11 protein-coding genes and 1 pseudogene are annotated in these 18875 nt (G+C 59.9%); 4 read left to right on the top strand and 8 right to left on the bottom strand.

All coding sequences use genetic code 11. The features are described 5' to 3' along the window. Nucleotides 1-117: 117 nt before the first annotated feature. Complete coding sequence (locus XH84_RS14405) at nt 118-1164, bottom strand: pyridoxal phosphate-dependent aminotransferase (protein WP_164937375.1); 1047 nt, start codon at nt 1162-1164, stop codon at nt 118-120. Between the two features lie 1572 nt (nt 1165-2736). Between XH84_RS14405 and XH84_RS14400 the strand changes: the two genes are divergently transcribed. The 3 genes from XH84_RS14400 to XH84_RS14390 are packed head-to-tail and all read left to right on the top strand — an operon-like array spanning nt 2737 to nt 5927. Further along, nucleotides 2737-4332: an amidophosphoribosyltransferase gene (locus XH84_RS14400; RefSeq protein ID WP_245471726.1), complete on the top strand. Its 1596-nt coding sequence runs from the start codon at nt 2737-2739 to the stop codon at nt 4330-4332. After that, nucleotides 4329-5009: an HAD family hydrolase gene (locus XH84_RS14395; RefSeq protein ID WP_128948350.1), complete on the top strand. Its 681-nt coding sequence runs from the start codon at nt 4329-4331 to the stop codon at nt 5007-5009. Before XH84_RS14400 ends, XH84_RS14395 begins: the two co-directional genes overlap by 4 nt. Nucleotides 5010-5012: 3 nt before the next feature. Further along, nucleotides 5013-5927 (top strand): NAD(P)-dependent oxidoreductase, encoded by a 915-nt coding sequence (locus tag XH84_RS14390; protein ID WP_128948349.1) that lies wholly within the window; start codon nt 5013-5015, stop codon nt 5925-5927. A gap of 706 nt (nt 5928-6633) precedes the next feature. Here the strand turns inward: XH84_RS14390 and XH84_RS14385 are convergent. From XH84_RS14385 to XH84_RS14365, 5 genes and pseudogenes are all read right to left on the bottom strand, one after another. After that, nucleotides 6634-8099: pseudogene (locus tag XH84_RS14385) on the bottom strand (NAD-dependent succinate-semialdehyde dehydrogenase). A 3-nt stretch (nt 8100-8102) separates the two neighbouring features. Then, nucleotides 8103-9032 (bottom strand): dihydrodipicolinate synthase family protein, encoded by a 930-nt coding sequence (locus tag XH84_RS14380; RefSeq protein ID WP_128948348.1) that lies wholly within the window; start codon nt 9030-9032, stop codon nt 8103-8105. Nucleotides 9033-9209: 177 nt separating this feature from the next. After that, nucleotides 9210-10361 (bottom strand): glycoside hydrolase family 88 protein, encoded by a 1152-nt coding sequence (locus tag XH84_RS14375; protein ID WP_128948347.1) that lies wholly within the window; start codon nt 10359-10361, stop codon nt 9210-9212. A gap of 58 nt (nt 10362-10419) precedes the next feature. Next, the gene (locus XH84_RS14370) at nt 10420-11745 is read right to left on the bottom strand and encodes an MFS transporter (RefSeq protein WP_164937374.1); all 1326 of its coding nucleotides are present in this window, start codon (nt 11743-11745) and stop codon (nt 10420-10422) included. Nucleotides 11746-11908: 163 nt separating this feature from the next. Further along, on the bottom strand, nt 11909-13285 hold the full coding sequence (locus tag XH84_RS14365; RefSeq protein WP_245471725.1) for a CaiB/BaiF CoA transferase family protein: 1377 nt from the start codon (nt 13283-13285) through the stop codon (nt 11909-11911). Nucleotides 13286-13368: 83 nt separating this feature from the next. Between XH84_RS14365 and XH84_RS14360 the strand changes: the two genes are divergently transcribed. Continuing rightward, nucleotides 13369-14460, top strand: a complete 1092-nt coding sequence (locus XH84_RS14360; protein ID WP_128948345.1) for a LacI family DNA-binding transcriptional regulator — start codon at nt 13369-13371, stop codon at nt 14458-14460. Between the two features lie 166 nt (nt 14461-14626). On the opposite strand, the gene XH84_RS14355 is transcribed toward XH84_RS14360, so the two are convergent. Together XH84_RS14355 and XH84_RS14350 are read right to left on the bottom strand one after the other, a co-directional pair. Further along, nucleotides 14627-17263, bottom strand: coding sequence for a CehA/McbA family metallohydrolase (locus tag XH84_RS14355; protein ID WP_245471724.1), 2637 nt, complete (start codon nt 17261-17263; stop codon nt 14627-14629). A gap of 125 nt (nt 17264-17388) precedes the next feature. Further along, nucleotides 17389-18648, bottom strand: a complete 1260-nt coding sequence (locus XH84_RS14350; protein WP_164937373.1) for an MFS transporter — start codon at nt 18646-18648, stop codon at nt 17389-17391. Nucleotides 18649-18875: the final 227 nt, after the last annotated feature.

Genomic DNA, 18875 nt, shown 5'->3' with positions numbered 1-18875 from the left:
AATTCAACCGATGCTCGCCGTTAACGGACATAGGAGCTGCGTACATTGCGGAGTGCCATCATCAGCTGAAGCGCAGATATTCATATCCATGCCTTTCGTCTGGGACTGGACCGGCGGTTATCTGATCCTAAGGCTATTTAGCGCCTGGACGATGCGCTTCAGTCCGATCGCCGATGCCCCCGGTGGGGCGCCGAATGAGAGTCGCAGGCCGTTGACGTCTCCAAACGCGTCTCCCGCAAGGCAAGCCACATTAGTATGCTTCAGGAGCCAGCCTGCAAAATCATCCGTCACTCCAACGCGACCTTCGTCCTGCAAAGCAGATGCAAGCCTGTTCAGATCAAGATAGAAGAAGAATGCCCCGTCGGCACGAGGTGGGGTTACATCACGTAGATTAGAAAGAATGTTAAGACCCATGTCGCGAGCGCCGAAAAGCCGTTGGTATGTCTCCCGCTCAATCCGGCCGCCGGCGACCTGAAAGTGGCTCAGCGTAGCTTGCTGCGCCTCTCGACTTGGTGTTATCGCTGCATAGCCCTGAAGCTTTCTTGCGGCGGAAACGATGGCGGTGGGAGCCGCGAAATAACCCAAGCGAGAGCCTGATATCGCCAGCGCCTGCGAACATGGATTGACTATGATCGTTCGCGGTCGCACGGCGGGGTACGCCACGACGATCGACTCATGGCGGTGTAAACCGGTGAATACTAATGTTGAGTAGCGCTCGTCCGAAATGATCCATATTCGGAATTCGACAGCAAGCTCGCCGAGCTCCTGCAATGTTGTTCGACTGTAGACTGCGCCCGTCGGATTGTTGGGTGAATTGATAATCATCGCTTTAGTCCGCGATGTAACGGCAGCTCGGATTGAGCCGACATTAGGAGTATATCGCGGGCGCTGAGCATCGACGAACACCGGTACTGCGCCAGCGGCCTGAACCAGCGCTGGGACCCACGGTTGCCAGGGGCGGATAATGATAACCTCATCGCCCCGCTCTAAAACGGCCAACGCCGCATAAAGCAGTGCTTCCCTTGAGCCGGCAGTGATTGCGATCTCCTCCGCCATCCAATCGAGGCCTGTCTGGGCCGCGAGCCTTTCGGCAACAGCTTTGCGGAGCGGCATAAGGCCAATGGGATCCACGACGCCGCTCGACCCAGAATCGACGGTAACCATCGCCCTCTCGTGCACTGATGAGAGTGGCTGGATGATCTCGTCGTTCGCGAGATCGATGAACTGATCTCCGCCACCGACAGAACCGGTGGCCGCGCCCTGGGCGCCGGACGCACGCTCTGTAGAACCGAACGATATCAATCGTGACGGCAAAGTGACCTCCCACGGTCGTCGAACTCGAAGCGAGCCAAAGCTCGCAACCGCCGTGCGCTCCCGGTTTAGCCATCGATCCATATCCGGCGAGGCCGACGATCTCACCTAGACCGACACAGTCCCCCCAACACACAACGCTAGCAGCCTAATGGCAGTCGCTCCACCCTGAGTGCTTGGTGAGACAATTTTGGCCGGGCATCAAACGGACTGATCTTCGGCTCGACTATCGGCGTATAGGCCATCCTGGACTGCTTGCGAGCACGGGCTCCTGCTATCGTCCTACTTGTGAAGCGTTTTGCCGCCAGCACGTGATACTGACCTCGGACTCAAAAGGATACCGTAAACGCGAGCATTAGCCCGCGCGCCTCGCGACAGAGCCGTTGACGGTGACATAATGCAGTTGCTCTAGCCACACTTGTTGAAGGTGCATCGTCATGCGCCTGATGCGCACAGGCGACACGGTGTGTCATCGCCAGGAACTATGTTCCCAATCAATGACCAGTGTTAGTAGTTGATCCGGCGAGCATCGAAAAAGCGCTAAGATGTTGCGACCGATCCAGGCAATCAGACGCGGACACTTCTAAGCGGCCCCGAGGAGACGCTAACGCCCGCAAGCTATCACTACATCGCCCAGAGTTAGCTCTAGCAGCTAAGCGGAGGCCGTCTACGCTTTAGGTACCTTTCTGCTGGCGCCGCAGGTCGGCTCGCGGTCGCAGACTCCATCGTCAATGGAGAAAGAGGGCCCTAGCTTGGGGTAGTGGTTGATGGCGCGGCCGTTCCGGAGGCGCCTGAAGGCTCTTAACGCAAGCAATAAAAACATGGGCCGCGAGATCGGTCAGGCGGCGCGCTACGCCCAAGAGTCCCTAGTAAGCCGGGCGCGCCCCTAGTTCAAACCCTTGGTCGGAGCAGCGTGCGCACGGCGGCGACCAACATGTGAGTTGGCTAAAGAACGCTGGGCCAGGTGCCTACGCTACTCTGTCGCGCAAACGGGGCGGGCGCACTTGGGCTGTCGAGGCCCCGGCTCGTCGGTGTGTCCGCCACCGCGCGATGCACTCGCTCTGCATCATCTGCCGAATCTAGTGCTGGTCGTCTAAAGAGCCGCTTTGCTCGCTTGGCCGCAGAATGGAGCGCATAAGTGAAGATTAGAGGGCCTTCGCCGACTTGACGCGTTCGTACCTTCTCGCTCCGGTGTAGCACTTTTCGCACACAGCCGTAGCATCTTGAACAAACGTGTGAGGGCCTGAACGAAGCCTCCCTGACGGCTAGAATGGCTCGTCCTCCAATTCTCCTCGCTCCAGAAATGCCAGCCAGTGCGTCCAAAGGGCTGGTACGACACTTGCTTAAGGATGAAGCGAAGTCCCGCCCTCATATGCACATGGGAGGCGCCCCGCCAGATCGGCTCCTTAAGAAGTTGGGTGTTATATGTCTGGTGTCGCCGGTGCATTTCTCTGCTCTCCAAACGAACCATCGCCGCGTGTTGTTGATCAGCTGAAGAAAATGATTCCGACACTTGCACTCCGTGGGCAAGCAGGTGTCCTAGTCGCTGCTTTCATGAAAAAGCGTGGGATCCGATATGGAAGGGCATTTCAATCGGCCGATAGTTCAGTACGCATTGACCGCATCGAACAGGAGTCGCGCTTTCGGCCTCATGTTGCGATCGCGCAGATCCGTAGCAGATCCTGTGGAAGTGGGGGTGACGACGATGTGCAGTCAATTCCCGCCGCTGCAGGCACTAGCCGCCATTTTGCAATTTCTCTGGATGGCGCCTTGGTCAACGCTCATGAACTCAGAAGCGAACTAATCGCTCAAGGCCAACTGATAGACACCAACACTGACGCCGAGCTCTTGCTGAGGTGGATTGAACGATCTTGCAAACGAGAATATTGGCGTCACGGCTTGCCCGCAAACTACGAAGCCATCTTTCGCGAGCTGGATGATCGTATAGACGGCGCCATTAGCGCGCTTTTGCTAGATAAGAACGGAGATCTTGTTGCATACCGCAATCGAAGCGGTTTGCGCCCATTGGAGACTATGTCGACGAACAATGGATTGTTGCTCTTTGCTTCTGAAAATTGTGCCTTCGCTGGCTCGGAAGGTAAGACCCAGCAGCTCTTGCCGGGGAGCATACGGCGCGTGGACGCCAAGACAGGCGGCAGCGTTGACCATGCCCTGAACAGCCGACGATATAAAGCCAAACTCTGCGCCTACGAAACTCTATATTTGGGAAGTCCGAACACCTCGGTCGAGGGCCATTCACATCTCCAAACCCGTTACAACATCGGGCTCGCCTTGGGGAGAATTGTTGCCGAGCGAGTTCAAGCAGAGGCACTCTTGATGCCGCCAATCGTGTCCTCCATGCCAAATACTGGAGGGCCGTACGCCGATGGTCTGTTTGACTCTCTCGCCGAACAGGGCGTGCGTGCCGAGCGTGGCGACGTAGTGGCAACGCAATTTCTTGAGCGAACACTGCTGGGCAGACCCAGGGGCCGCCAATCTCGCATTGCTCAAAAGTATCGAGTGTCGGAAGCTGGCGTCGCTGGACGAGCCATCGTCGTTGTTGACGAGGCACTCATTCGAGGCGATACCAGCCAAGCCGTCACAACCATGCTTCTTGCCGCTGGAGCCAAAGCCGTACATTGGGCGATTGGTTCGCCGCCTATAGTTGCCCCAAATTACTACGGCATGGGTATTGACACGCCAGATGAGCTCGCATTCTGGCAGGCATTGAAGCGACTTCCGCCTGAACTGCGCGCCCAGTGCCTTCGCTTCCACAGGATGGACTTGCCAGCCCTCAGAACCATTGAAACCAACATTGCGAGAGCGATCCAAGCAGCGACGGTAACTTATCTGCCCTTCCGCGCCCTAGTATCCATATTGGCTGACAGGCTAGACAGCATCGATTTGTCACCCTTCACATTCGAGATGCCAACTCCCGCTGGACGGCAGCGCGCGGACAGAAGCTTGGACGCGTTGCTGGCCGCTCTTTCCGTCAATCCCCGTCTGAGGTCAGGATCATGAAACCCGCTCTCGTATTCGACTGGAACGGAACACTGCTGGATGACACGTACGCGCTGCTCGATACGACCAACGCAATTTTGAACCGCTTTGGTCGTCCGCGCATCAATATAGACACCTTACGAGAGCATTGTGATGTTCCCCTCTCTCGTCTCTTTCATAGCCTTGGAATGTCGCAGGAGGAGATTGAGGCAATAGAGCGTGACGAGGGCGCACTGTTTCATGACACGTACGAGCCTCTTGCCGATAAAGCCGATTTACGTGAGGGCGCTCGCAGAGTGTTCGAGTTGGCGCGCCGAGAATCCGCTCCACTCATCATCGTCAGCAACCACATAGTCGCGCCTCTACAGTCCCAGCTGAGGAGACTTGGCGTGGATGACTACATCACCGATGTGATCGCCTTTGAAAGCCGCGCCACCCAATACAAATCGATGAGCAAAGGAGAGCGGCTTCGCCTTTATATGCACAAGTACAGCCTGAATCCGTCGTCAACCTTCATCATAGGCGATATGCCCGTCGAGACTGATATTGCGCGTAATCTCGGGCTGACAAGCATATCCATTACCGGAGGTTTTGTTTCGGCGTCGCGCCTGCAAGCCGCGCATCCAGATTACACGATCAACAACCATCACGAGCTGTTGCCTATCCTACAAAAGCATGGCTTCTTTTCGGAATGCTAAATCATGAGCAAGCGATCATCAGCCAACGCGGCTCCCAAAGCGATCAAGCAGAGCGTAGGGCTTATCGGAGCGGGGCGCATGGGAACAGGTATAGGCATTAGCCTGTTGCGTCGCCAAAGCGAGCTCCACATCAAAGTCAACAAGAACCGATTCGGTGCTGATCGCCTGACAGGTGGAGGGGCCCGCGAGCATACATCGATCGCTGAATTGGCGCAGCACGTAAGTGTCGTGGTGTTATCCCTACCGTCCAGCCGCGAAGTCGAGACGGTGTGCCTCGATCACGATGGACTGTTTGTTCACATGTGCCGAGGAGGTCTGATAATTGATTGCACGACCTCGTATCCTACCTCGACCATTGCATTGGCGAGAAAGGCGCGAAGCCGGGGTATAAACTTTGTTGATGCTCCGGTAACACGGAGCCCCGAGCAAGCAGAGCTGGGCCTTCTCAACGCGATGGTTGGGTCGGATGCAACACTCTTTCCCGTCGCCGAACGCGTTCTTGCTGCGTTTTGCGAGACCGTTCTGCATGTTGGAGATGTCGGAGACGGCCACAAGCTCAAGCTTGTTTACAACAGCATGACGATGGGCATAGCTGCCGTCGCCGCTGAGGTCTGTCAGTTCGCGGATAGTCTAGAGATAGATCTTGTGACGCTACGCTCTTTGGTCGGTCGCGGCTCGACTAACAGTGGAATATTCCAAGCTTTCGCCGCCTTTTTGTTAGGCGAAAAACCAGATGCACTCGCCATCTCGATTGCAAATGCTGCAAAGGATATCGAGTGTGCTGTGCGCCTAGCGCGCGAGAGAGCCGTTTCCGTGTCGGTCCTGGATGCTGCCGCGCAGGAATTCAACCTCGCGGTTGTCGCAGGCAAAGGTGAACTGACCCTGCCACATTTGGCGATCGTAAACGGCTTGGTATAAGTCAACGGGGCCATCTTTCCGCGTGCCTTGGTGTCCGTGTTTCGGCGCGTGCCGCCGCGTGTTCGATGAGTATGACATTAGGCCTCAGCACAAGCGAATCCGGCGGCGGTGTCAGGAGGTGCAGCGCACCGGACTGAGCCAGGGCGCTCGCGATTGCAGGCGGTGGTTTAGCGATCATGAAGCGCGTGCTCGAACCCGTAACGCGTTTGGCGAGTAATCCAAACCGGTGCTGGTGGGGCGGCACGCGGACGGGAAGCAACGAATAGCTCACATCGCTCACGGGTGCTTCCTTGCCTCCTTGTTCGGCTCGACTTAGAGCTGCCCGCGCTTGAAGACCTCCGGCAGCACATTCCAGGCAAGGCGGATTCGAACGCGTTACGCTTGCAACAGAAACGCCGGTATTGGTGGTTGCTCGCCGGCTATCATTGGCGCGAATATTTGAGCGCTCCTGCACACGTAACTGTTGTCCACGACGGGCTGATTTTCTGGGCAAAGTATCTCGTTCTGCTCCCGCCTGAATGGAGAAGAAGGTGTCAGTCCAGCAAAGAAAAGGATCGCTGCCGGATTTCTCCAACAGCGGCTCAAGTCTTGGGAGACGGCAGACTTACCGGCCTGCCAGCGGAGAAGGGGCGGAGCGCTCGAGGCGATCCGGCGACACTGTCGAACGAAGTCGCTCTCCGCCGGTTTGGCGTCTGGTATTCCGGTTTTAGCTCGCCTGGCTCACAAATTTGGTGTGAAGATAGCCCTCGATTGCCTCGAGGCCACCTTCCGAACCGAACCCCGACTCCTTCGTTCCTCCGAAAGGCACTTCGGGAAGCCCAAGCCCATGATGATTGATCGACACCATGCCGCATTGAAGATCGGCCCCGATCGCGGCCATCGTAGCGGCGCATCGCGTGGAGGCGTAGGCGGCGAGCCCGTAAGGCAGTCGATTGGCCTCCGTGACAACCTCGTCATAGGTTTTAAACCGCGCGATCGGGGCGACGGGGCCGAACGGCTCTTCATTCATGATGCGCGCTTGGAGTGGAACATCGGTCAGGACCGTCGGCTCGAAGAAGTATCCCGCATTGCCGATACGCTTGCCGCCGATGCGCAACTGTGCGCCGCGACCAAGAGCGTCCGCGACAAGGTTTTCCATTGCGTCGACCCGCCGCCAGTTGGCGAGCGGTCCCATCCGGCTATCCCTTTCGAGGCCATTGCCAACCTTGATCGCGCTGGCCTCGGCAACAAACCTGTCGACGAACTCTTCATAGATACTCTCATGCACCAGAAAACGCGTCGGCGAGACGCAGACCTGGCCGGCGTTACGGAACTTGTTCGCCGAGAGGATTTTGGCGGCTTTCCCGACATCGGCATCCGCGAAAACAATGGCAGGCGCGTGCCCGCCAAGCTCCATGGTGGCGCGCTTCATATGGGCGCCGGCAAGGGCTGCGGATGCTTTCCGACCACGGTCGAGCCGGTGAAGGATACTTTGCGGATGATGGGATGGCGGATAAGATAGTCTGACACTTCGGACGGAACGCCGAAAACGAGATTGACGACGCCGGCCGGCAAGCCCGCATCCGCGAAGCTACGAACCAGCTCCATGCAGCTCGCCGGCGTCTCTTCAGGTCCCTTGACGATGATGGAGCAGCCGGCTGCAAGGCTTGCGGAGATCTTCCGCACGGCCTGATTGATCGGAAAATTCCACGGCGTAAATGCCGCAACCGGCCCGACCGGCTCCTTGGTCACCAGCTGGGCAACATTGCCAAAGCGCGCCGGTACGATCCGCCCATAAGCTCGGCGCCCCTCCTCGGCGAGCCAGTCGATGATATCGGCGGCGAGGAGCGTTTCAGCGCTCGACTCGCTCAGCGGTTTACCCTGTTCGAGCGTCATGATCGACGCGATGTCGGCTGCGCGCGAGCGTATGAGATCGGCGGCCTTGCGCATCATCCTGTACCGGTCGAAGGCCGATACCTTTCTCCAGATCTCGAAGCCCTCCGCGGCGGCCGCGAGGGCGCGATCAAGATCGACGCGGGACGCATAAGGAGTCTCGCCAATGGGCTGTCCGGTCGCGGGATTGAGGATCTCTTCAGAGCGATCCGCCCGCCCTTCCGTCCATTCCCCGGCAATGAACATCTTGATCTGGGGGTACACAGGTTGTGTCTGCAGCGCTTGTTCCCGATTCTTCATGCCTCAATGTCCCCAGTGAAGAGCCAGCGGGTTGAGCTCATGCGCAAGCTCCATCAATCCAGCTCTCGTCGCCGGATGGAGCTGCTCGAGCGGATGGCGCACGGCCTCGCATTTGATCACACCACCTTCAGCCATCACGCTCTTGGCTGCGCGCAGGCCGCACTGGCGGTTCTCGAAATTGATGAGGGGCAGCACCCTTGCATACGCAAGAGCGGCTTCCTGCCTACGTGCCGCTTTGTGATGATCGAGCACGGGGCGAAGCAGATCGGGCAGCAGCGCGCTCGACATCGTTCCGGTCGCACCGGCATCGAGGTCTGCCATCATGGTGATGGCTTCTTCCCCGTCAAATGGACCGATGATGGCCTCACCGCCGAGCTCGATCAGGCTGCGCAGCTTGGCAGCCGCAAACGGGACCTCGATCTTGGAATATCTGGCGAGCGGCACCTCGCAAGCAAGCCGGACGAGAAAAGGGACCGTCAATGTAACGCCGGAGAGCGGCGCGTCCTGGACCATGATTGGAATCCCGGCCGCGTCCGCGACGCGGCCGAAATGCGCGATCATGGCGCTTTCATCCGCCTTGAGGCTTGCGCCATGATAAGGCGGCATCAGCATGAGGAGGCTTGCGCCACGTTCGGCCGCATAGCGGGCGCGTTGCGCCGCGATCTGCGTACTGAAATGGCTGCAGGTCACCATGACGGGCTTGCGGCCCGCGACATGCGAGAGGCAAAGATCGACCAGAATATCGCGCTCCTGATCCGACAGCAGGAACTGCTCGGAATAATTGGCCAGAATGCAGATCCCGTCGACGCCTTGATCGATCATGCAATCCAGCACGCGCCGCTGCCCTTCCAGATCGAGATCTCCGGATTTCGTAAAGGGCGTCGGAGCGACCGGGAACAGGCCGCGATAGACGGGAGTTTTCGCATTTCTCATGCAGAGGATTCCAAACAGAAGGCAGTCAGTTGCTTTCGAGCTCGATCAGTCGATCGGAAACATTGAAGGAGTGCAGCAGATAGTGCCGAACCTACTGAACAAATTGAGCGGCGTGGCGTCCGAGCAAGACTGCTCGAAGATGCTGCCGATCGCGACCGGACGTTTCGCTCATCGCTCCTAGATCCGCCCAGATGGGAGCAGCCCCGTCAGGATGGCAAGACATTCAAACAGGAAATAGCTTCCGAAGATCAGCTCGACATTCTCCGCCGCATCGATATCGCGCACGATCGCCTTTCGGGTGAAGCAGCCGCCGGTGAGGATTCCGGGCGGGCGCCGGTCTTCGGGAACAGTCGGTGTCAGGTATTTCAACAGCTGCGTTACTGTGCGCTCTGCAAACACTCGATACTTGGCGCCCTCCTCAGGACCAAGTGCGGATGCGAGCCGCAACGCCGAGGCAGCGGCGATAGCAGTGGCCGCAGTATCCCTGCTGGTGTTGGGGATCGCCGGGTCGTCGAAATCCCAGTAGGCAATGAGGTCGGCAGGGACATGGTCGATCCACCAGCCAAGAACCCGCACCGCGTAATCGCGCCATAACGGCTCTTTCGGGCGAACCATGGCCGCGTGAGCGGTGTAGAGCATCGCCCATCCCTGCGCCCGGCCCCAGGTGCTGATATCGCTATATCCCTTGTGCGTGTGTGTTCTGAGAACCTTTCCGGTGTGCGGGTCGAGCGTGGAGGACTGGATGACCGAATTATCCGGCCGCACGTGGATCTCCAGGACGCGCCGCATATGTGCATTGGCAACCTCCTCCATCCGGGCATCGGCAAGCTCGTCTGCGGCCCAATAGAGCAGGCCTATCGCCTGGAGCGAGTCGATGCTGCTCTCGGAGGCTCCGACTGCGCTTGCCTCCTCGGCATCCCCGCCCAACGGTATCAGTCCGAGGCGTGGATCAAACATGTCCCGGAGCGACCTTGCTGCTGTCATAGCCGCCGCGCGCGCGGTTTCATCCGCAAAAAGAATGCTGCCGAGGGCGCCGGCATGATAGAAGCCGAAACCCTTGAAGGCCGTAAGCCGCTCGGCACGTGGCAACATCCGACTTAGCGCGGCATGCGCATCCTCGATTGAGAACCGCCTCGGGTCAGCGAGATGCGCAAGCCAGAGCTCACCGACGAACGCTCCGCCAGTCCAATCACCGTCGGGCGTGAACGTCCAGGTTCCGTCCACGGTGCTCGCCCAGTGTGGTAGGCCAGAGCGTGCAGCGTCCCGGGTCTGTGCAATGCGCGTGAGCATGCGCTCCCGCGCGGAAAGATATTCGCTTCTCGACATCATTCTTGGTCCTACAGAGTTCTCTTTACGTCATAGGCGCGGTGGGGAGGCAGGTTGGGGGTCAGTCGCCGATGTAGACGCGGCCACGCCTCCTGGCGATCTGGTAGACCACGACGCTGAGCAGCGCGATCAACGATCCATAGACAGGAAACATCCAGGCGATCTGCTCACGTTGCAACCACACGAGCAGATAGGGTGACGTCCCGCCGAACAGCGACACGCCCAACGCGTAGCCGAGCGCCACCCCCGTGGTCCGCACGGCACGCGGCATCAGCGTCGTGGCGATAAAGTTGTAGAGGGCCATGTTGAAGCCCACGATGGCGCCGCCGAACACCGTGACAAAGAAGAACGTGGAGATGCTCTTCTCCGAATAGACCAGCGTCAGAAAGAAGCACGGAATGAGTAGCAGCCGCAGCAGCGTGAAAGCGCGCGAGGGCCGGACCTTGTCGGCGAACGCGCCAACCAAGGGTGCGGCAAACATCCAGATCAGGAGCATCAGCGTCATGATGCCGTAGACTGACGTGCTATCCTCCTTGAACACGGTGTTGGCCATGTTGGGCAGACCGGTGTTCCAGGCGTAGTTCGCGATCTGCACCGACCCGATTACCAGAATGACGGCGAGCAGGGAGAGCCGGACGCTCCAAAGCGTCTTCCAGACACCGCCTGTCGTATCCTGAATGCGCGACAGCTCATCTTGCCGGTGCATCGCGCGATTGATCAAGGTTTCTGGAAGGGTGCTGCGAAGATAAATGATCAAGAGGCCAAGCGCGCCGCCGACGGCGAATGGCAGACGCCAGGCCCATTCGCGCATCACCTCGGGGGCGACCGACGCGCTCACCAGAAAGGCCACCATGCTGGATCCGAAGATGCCGAGCTGGATGAACGTACCACTGATCAGGCCCAGATAACGCCCTTCCCGGCCGCGCGGCGCCAGCTCGATGGCGATGGCGTTAGCGACGCCGGCTTCAGCTCCGGTCGCCAGTCCTTGAACAAGACGAAGGAGAAGCAGCGCAACCGCCGCGGCGACCCCGATATCCCTGTAAGTCGGCAGAAGCGCGATCAAGAGCGAGCACAGCGCCATCGCCGTCACCGAGATCATCATCACCCGTTTGTGGCTGATGCGATCGGCGACCGGACCGAGCAGGGCCGCGCCCAGCGGCCGCGCGAAGAAGCCTGCTCCATAGACGGCGAGCGCGGCGAGCAACGAGGTGGTGGGATCATTCGATGGGAAGAAATGAGGCGACAAGAACGCCGCCATCACGCCATAGACGTTCCAATCGTACCATTCGAGCGCAACCCCTCCCCCGAGGCCTGCCGTCATTGTCCTGGTGGCAATCTGCCCCTCAGGCGCATCGGACACGGGACTGACGTGAACGAACGTGTTCACCTCTCCGCCGAGCGGCATCGCCGCTTGCGCTGACGTCGAAGAGTAAACATTGCTGGAAGCGTCGCCGAAAAAGCGCGCGCGAGTAGGTTTATGTCCCATTCCCGTGGTCCCTCCTGGTGTAAAAGCGTGCTTCTTTCGGGAAGCTTATTTTTGTTTGATAATGCTACTCTGCAGCGCCGACGGCGCCCGTCTCGTAGAGATCCTTCAATTGCCGGGCGTCATAGCCGAGCTCTTTCAGGATCTCTTCCGTTTGCGCACCAAGCTTTTGCGGCGGCAAACGCACGTCCGGCAGCTCCCCGTCGTAGCGCACGGGATGGCTGACGAGCGTGATGGGAGTCCCCGTTGCACCAGCGACGACCTGGAAGTTTTTGTTGTGCGCGATTTGCGGATCGACAACGACCTCGGCATAGTCGTTGACCGCGGCGTGCCAAATTCCGTGCGCTTCGAATAGGACGATGCATTCCGTGGTTGAGCGCTTGGCGACGTTGGCGGCAATCAGAGCCGAGGCTTCATCCCGCCGGCGATACGCCTCCTGGTCAGGAATTCGCTGATCGGCAGGCAGGCCGAGCGCGTCCGAGAGCGCCTCCAGCGATCCCAGAGAGATCGCAATGTGTCCATCGCGCGTCGCATAGATGCCGTAAGGTGCTCCGTAGTACCAGCCGGCTACGGGGCCTGGCTGACGGACGTCGTCAGGCCTTTTGCCGTTCAGGTAGCAGGTAAAAGATTCCATCTGCAGGTCGAGCGCTGCCGACAGCAGGCTGACATCGACGCGGCAGCCCTGCCCCGTGCGCGCTTTTCTCACCAGGGCAGCCAGAATTCCCGCCGCAAACAAGGCAGCGCCGTGATGATCGATGGCGGAAACGCCGACAGCCCGCGGCCCCTGCTCGCGGCTTCCGGTGATCATCGCAAGTCCTGACAGCGCCTGGATCAAGAGATCTTGGCCGGGGCGATTGACGTAGGGCCCGTCAGGACCGTAGCCGGAGGCGGCAGCGTAGATGATCTGAGGATTGATCTTCTTTGCATTCTCATAGCCAAGGCCAAGCTTGTCGAGCACGCCCGGGCGAAAGTTTTCTGTGATCACATCCGATTGCGCGATCAGTTGCCTGGCAATGGCCACGGCTTCGGGTTTCTTCAGATCGAGCGTGAGGCTGCGCTTGTTGCGGTTTCCGGTGAGAAGCAACATCGACTGGCCGTCGACCCGCTTGTCCGCTCCGCCCCATTTCCTCTGAAAGGCCCCGCCGGGAGGTTCTACGGCGATCACGTCAGCGCCGAGGTCCGCCAGAAACTGCACCCCGACCGGCCCCATCAGGAAGTGATTGAAGCTCAGGACACGAATGCCCTTCAAGAGATCGACCATACGTTCGTGCCTTCGGCTTTCGTGAAGATGACGGTATTTTCTTACTTCATTTCTGAAATCGATTTCAGAATTATTCCCTCCTTCGAACGGAGTCAAGCGGATCAACAGATTTTTCGAATGCCGCCCGACCAGCTCACCTGCCGTCCGCGCTGGGAGGACCACAGATAGCGCGGGATCGTCCACACACAGGACTTGAGCATGTGGCACTCGGGGTGGTTAAAGTTTTGAGCGGGAGACCCTCTCCTGCTCGCGATTGACCAGAGCAGATGGACAAGAAACCTGTCATCGACCCCAAAGGCCGCCAGCAACCGCGCGTGAAGATCGAGGACGTCGCCCGGAAGGCAAATGTCTCACCGGCGACCGTCTCGCGCGTCCTCAATCATCCCGATATCGTGCGGCCGGAGCTTCGCGACAGGGTCATGCGGCATATCAATGACCTCTCCTATACGCGCGATAGCGCGGCCAGGGCCTTGAAATCGGGACGCATGCGGACTGTCGGCGTCATCGTCCCGACGCTGGCGCTCGGCATCTTTGCGGAAGGGGTGGAGGCGCTGCAGAACCGCCTCAGCGAAAGCGGTTACACGCTGTTCATTGCGAATTCGCAGTATGACCAGCGGCGGGAATTCCAGGAACTGCAGAGCCTTGTCGAACGCGGCATCGATGGAATCGTACTTGTTGGCGGCTCCCATGGACGTGAACTGAGGAGCCTGATCGAACAGGCCGGCGTACCCGTCATCACGACCTATGTTTCCAAGGCAGGTGGCGGTATCCCCGCGATAGGGATCGATAACGAAAGCGCCACCCGGGAGATGACCCAGTATCTCCTAAGGCTTGGACATGTCCGATTCGGCGCGATCGCCAATGTTGTTGCAACCTCCAACGACAGATCCCGCGCCAGGCTCGAGGGAATTCAGCGCGCACTCTCCGACGCGGGCCTGCCGCTCAAGCCGACCCAGATCATCAAGGCGGATTATTCGCTTGCCCAGGGCCGCAGCGCCCTTCGTCAACTCCTGACCGACCACCCTGATACGACAGCGGTGATCTGCACCACCGACACGCTTGCCATCGGTGCCATGGCAGAGGCTCGAAAAATGGGGCTGATCGTTCCGACTGCGCTATCCATCACAGGATTCGACGATGTGGAGCTCGCGGCGCAAATGGACCCCCCGCTCACAACCGTCAGTGTTCCGGCAGCTGAAATCGGCCGAGGGGCCGCCGATTACCTAATCAATGCCATCGCCGGAAGTCCGGTTCCCAAAAGCGTCCTGTTGCCTTACCGCCTTGTCATGCGCTCATCGAGCGCGCCGCCACGCTCTGGCGAAGGGCCCGCCCGCCGGCGGCGCAGCCGAGATGTATGATTGCGCCCACCACTTGAAAACGATTTCAGTTAAGGAGGTAGTTTGACCTCCCCAAGGCCCCAGGAGCCGGTCGAAACGCAGTGCTGCCCGCCCATTCATTGTCGCGCGAAAAGTAGATCGGCGACTATGCCACGACACCTCCCAAGAGCCGACGGCACAGAGGTTTTCAATGCTCGCGTTCAGCGTGAACGGAGTGAACGGGCGCATGGTGGTGGCTGGCGCCGAGCTCGTGCAGCTTGTGATGCAGGCGATGATGCGCAAGTTCCAGGGTGGCTCGCAGCCGCGCGTGTCGCGCCTCATTGGACTTCGGGGCAAGCGTATCCATATAGGCGATCGACCCCTCGATTTGCGCAAGGACCGCCACGGCGTCCGCAGTGGCAAAGATGGGCATCTCGCCAACTGTGACGTAGACAGCACTGGTGTGCGCCGCGATGTCAGCCTCGCGTCCAGCGACACTGCCCCGCACGCGTAGCGCGATCCAACAGGACTCGGTGATGTGCAGCGAGAGCTGACCTTTGCACGACAAGCTGGCACATCGGACTTCCTCGACCACCGTGCCGTTACGGATCAGCTCCAGCCGTGTCGGTGCGACGCTGACCGATTCGATGCGCCAGTCGATGCCAAGCGTGCCGCCTGAACGGGAAAGCGGGATCGTGCTCCCGGGACGCTGGCCTTCGACGATCATCTCAACCAGAGGCCCGACGGTGATGAACGTATCCCCGCGACGCACGGCCTCCATCCAATTGCGATAGGTGAAGTCGCGCTCGCCCAGCCGCACATAGGTCCGCGAACCGCCGAGGAGTGCGGCCGCGTCCATCTTGTCGGAGCCGGCTACCAGCGGCAGATGGTATCCGATGTTGAGATAGCGGTACCAGTCGGCCAGGCCAAACGCGCTGATCTGCGCGGTCCGCGGGTTGAACGACATCATTTCGATGGCGTCGACAAGGCCGAGCACAATGTCGGCCGCCCGCTCGGCTTGCGGGTTCGGCGCGTGCGGCATCACGACCAGTCCCCCTTGGTGACGGCAGCGCTCCGCCCAGTCGGCCATGGTCGCTTCAAGGACATCGCCGATCGCAGCTTCGTTGGACCCGCCGCAAGAGAGCGGATTGATCATCTCGCCTTCGTAGCCGAGCAGCGATATGTGCCCCAGAACCTGCATTCGGTTCTCCGTGCCGACCCGAACCAGAAACTCTCCGTCCCCACCGAAATCCTTTGCCCCGATCGTCGTGCGGCCGTCGAAATCAGCGACGTTGGTGAATAGCTCGCCCCATTGTGCCGCGAGCAGGTTGACGACGTTGACACCCTCAGCCTTGCCCTCGAGCAGAGCTGTCTGCGGACTCAGGAAATGGACGTGCGTATCGGAGCTGACCCATCCCTGTTCGCGCCAGCGCAGGACACGATCGAGCTCAAAAGTGAGATTGTCGGTGGACGCAGTGATTTCGACGATGGTGCGTAGCGGAATCACCTCAAAGCCCCTGCAGATCTCGACGAACACGGGCCCGAGCGGCAGGTCCGCCTCGCAGCTGCCGTCCACATAGGCGTACTGGTTCAGCCCGTTGGCAAACTCGCCGGCGAAGTCTTCGAACCTGCCGGTGTTGACCTTGCGGTGATGCCCCTTGGGCGGCAGATACTCCCCGTGCGCACCGTGCAGATGCAGGCGCGCGGCAACACGCATGCCACTGCCCTTCTCTACGATGCGGATCCTGACCGGCCTTGTGGCCGGTTCGATTGTGGTCACATTGAGCGGCGCGCCTCCTGCATCGCCGGCAGCTTCCAGCGAGCGAAGCTCGAAGACGTGCAAGCGGCCATCGTCAGAGCGCAGATAGAGCCTTGCGTCCGGATGTGCGGAGTACTCGACGATGACTTCGTTCCCGGAGCGCACGGGCTGCACATCAACTTTGGCGCCAAGCCAATCCGCTCTGGAGTACTCGAGCACTGCGCGGGCCGAGATGACCGTGCCGAGGTCCATGCCGATCTGCTCGCCCCGATCGTCGACATCGAGCTCGCCAAGCTTGTTCAGATGGCCCCCGGGCGGCAGCCGCACCTTGAGCTTGCGGCGGCCCTGAAGGCGCAGCGGATGCTGGGTGAGGATTGTCGTGGTCGCCGCAAAGACGAGCGAGAGTTCCTGTCCCGCGCGCAAACTTAACGCGGAAAGCTCCTTGTCTGGATAGGGGTTCGGGAGCGCGTAAAGCCACAGGTTCTCGCCTTGCCGGTCCATGCGTCCGGATTCGGTGCGGGCCTCGCCCAGGAAGAAGCTCGCACCCGGCACTCTGCCGAGTACGAAGTCCTCGCCGGTGCTTGCGTGCACGATCGGTGCGCGTAGCGGCAGGGCAGCGAACGCACTCGCACTCCAGGAGATGTGGTTCTGCTGGATCGCGAACCTGCGCAGCACCGGCACGTCGGTCTCGCTGCCGTCGGCGTAGCAGAGCGTGTATGTCGCGACCAGATCGCCGAGTGGATTGCCTTCCACAGGCAGCGTGGCCGGGCCGATCTCTCCGAAACCCATGGGGCTTGCGCTGGGTCGGTCTGCCGCCACTTGCACGAACAACACATAGCTCGCCATTGTCGGTGGCAGCGCGATGGCAACAGGAGGTGCCCCGGGGCGCAGCTCCAGCACATCCGGCCCTGTATCGCTGCCGAAGAGAAAGGGCATGCCGCGATGGATCTTCGGACCGCGAAGGGAATCGATCCAGCCAGTGTCGCCCGGGCGGCTGGCAAAACCTTCACCGGCATTTGCACGCCTGGCGTTGAAATATGGCTTCAAGTCCACGGGCGTGAAGTGCGGCGATGAAGGCGTTTTCATTCATTGGACTCCAGTTCAGGAATTCGCCGGTCCGCAAGTGAGGTTTGCCGCGATCATTGCCTTGCCTCGAATAAGAAACACTTGCGTCTGCCTTGGCGCAGCGGAATGCAGCAGGCAAAGCGCCTTCAATCACCGATGTAGACGCGGCCGCGCTTCTTGGCGACCCGGTAGACGACGACGCTGAGCAGCGCGACGAACGAGCCGTACACGGGAAACATCCAGGCAATTTGCTCGCGTTGCAGCCAGACCATCAGATAGGGTGACGTTCCGCCAAACAGCGAAACACCGAGTGCATAGCCAAGAGCTACTCCCGTTGTCCGTACCGCACGCGGCATCAGCGTGGTGGCGATGAAGTTGTAGAGGGCCATGTTGAAGCCCACGATGGCGCCCCCGAATACCGTGACAAAGAAAAACGTGGAGATGCTCTTTTCGGAGTAGAGCAGCGTCAGGAAGAAGCACGGGATGAGCAGCAGCCGCAGCAGCGTGAAAGCACGCGAGGGCCGTACCTTGTCCGCGAAGGCGCCGACAAAAGGTGCGGACAGCATCCAGGTCAGGACCATCAATGTCATGATCCCGTACACAGAGGTGCTGTTCTCCTTGAACACAGTGTTGGCCATGTTGGGCAGCCCGGCATTCCAGGCATAATTGGCAATCTGCATCGACCCGATCACCAGGATGACAGTCAGCAGGGATAGCCGCACGCTCCACAGCGTCTTCCACACCCCGCCCGTCGTCTCCCGAATGCGCGAAGCCTCATCCTGCCTATGCATGGCCCGATGGATCAAGGTTTCCGGCACCGCGGTGCGCAGATAGATGATCAACAGGCCCAGCACGCCACCGACCGCGAAGGGTATGCGCCAAGCCCACTCGCGCATCACATCGGGAGCCACCGAGGCGCTCACCAGGAAGGCAACCAGACTGGATCCGAGGTTTCCCAGCTGGATGAACGTGCCGCCGATTAGACCAAGAAAACGTCCCTCCTTCCCGGGCGGCGCCAGTTCAATCGCGATGGCGTTGGCGACACCAGCTTCAGCGCCCGTTGCAAGCCCCTGAATCAGTCGCATGATGAGCAGCGCCACGGCCGCCGTGACGCCAATGTCCTTGTAGGTCGGCAATAAGGATATCAATAGCGAGCAAACCGCCATGGCCGTGACCGAGATCAGCATGACGCGTTTGTGGCTGATGCGATCGGCGACCGGCCCCAGCAGCGCCGCGCCCAGGGGCCGAGCGAAGAAACCCGCCCCGTACACCGCCAGTCCCGCGAGCAGCGAAGTCGTCGGATCATCAGAAGGAAAGAAGTGAGGCGAGAGAAACGCCGCCATCGCGCCATAGATGTTCCAGTCGTACCACTCCAGAGCTACGCCTCCTCCGAGGCCGGCGGTCATCCGTCTATTCGCGACTGGACTGTCAAGCTGGATGGATGCAGCGCTGGGCTGAGCAACAATGTTCATGGGTCCTCGGGCTCTATTGATGACGTGAATGGTATTGCGGGTCGGGCGAGAACGAGCAGCCGCTCGTCGGCTCAACTGCGCCCGCCGCGGCGGGGTCTACGAGAGCGGCGGCATCGAGCAGGCCGGCCGGCGAAAGCGCAGGCGCAAAAGGTGGCCGGCAT

This window comes from Bradyrhizobium nanningense, assembly GCF_004114535.1.
GTDB lineage: Bacteria > Pseudomonadota > Alphaproteobacteria > Rhizobiales > Xanthobacteraceae > Bradyrhizobium > Bradyrhizobium nanningense.
Note: the sequence above shows the minus strand (reverse complement) of the source record. Positions and strands in the feature narration are given on the sequence as shown.

Excerpts from the sequence above, each read along its gene's own strand:
- XH84_RS14355 (WP_245471724.1), bottom strand. The coding sequence starts at position 17,263 with ATGAAAACGCCTTCATCGCCGCACTTCACGCCCGTGGACTTGAAGCCA.
- XH84_RS14405 (WP_164937375.1), bottom strand. The coding sequence starts at position 1,164 with ATGGTTACCGTCGATTCTGGGTCGAGCGGCGTCGTGGATCCCATTGGC.
- XH84_RS14400 (WP_245471726.1), top strand. The coding sequence starts at position 2,737 with ATGTCTGGTGTCGCCGGTGCATTTCTCTGCTCTCCAAACGAACCATCG.
- XH84_RS14375 (WP_128948347.1), bottom strand. The coding sequence starts at position 10,361 with ATGATGTCGAGAAGCGAATATCTTTCCGCGCGGGAGCGCATGCTCACG.
- XH84_RS14395 (WP_128948350.1), top strand. The coding sequence starts at position 4,329 with ATGAAACCCGCTCTCGTATTCGACTGGAACGGAACACTGCTGGATGAC.
- XH84_RS14390 (WP_128948349.1), top strand. The coding sequence starts at position 5,013 with ATGAGCAAGCGATCATCAGCCAACGCGGCTCCCAAAGCGATCAAGCAG.
- XH84_RS14380 (WP_128948348.1), bottom strand. The coding sequence starts at position 9,032 with ATGAGAAATGCGAAAACTCCCGTCTATCGCGGCCTGTTCCCGGTCGCT.
- XH84_RS14360 (WP_128948345.1), top strand. The coding sequence starts at position 13,369 with ATGGACAAGAAACCTGTCATCGACCCCAAAGGCCGCCAGCAACCGCGC.
- XH84_RS14350 (WP_164937373.1), bottom strand. The coding sequence starts at position 18,648 with ATGACCGCCGGCCTCGGAGGAGGCGTAGCTCTGGAGTGGTACGACTGG.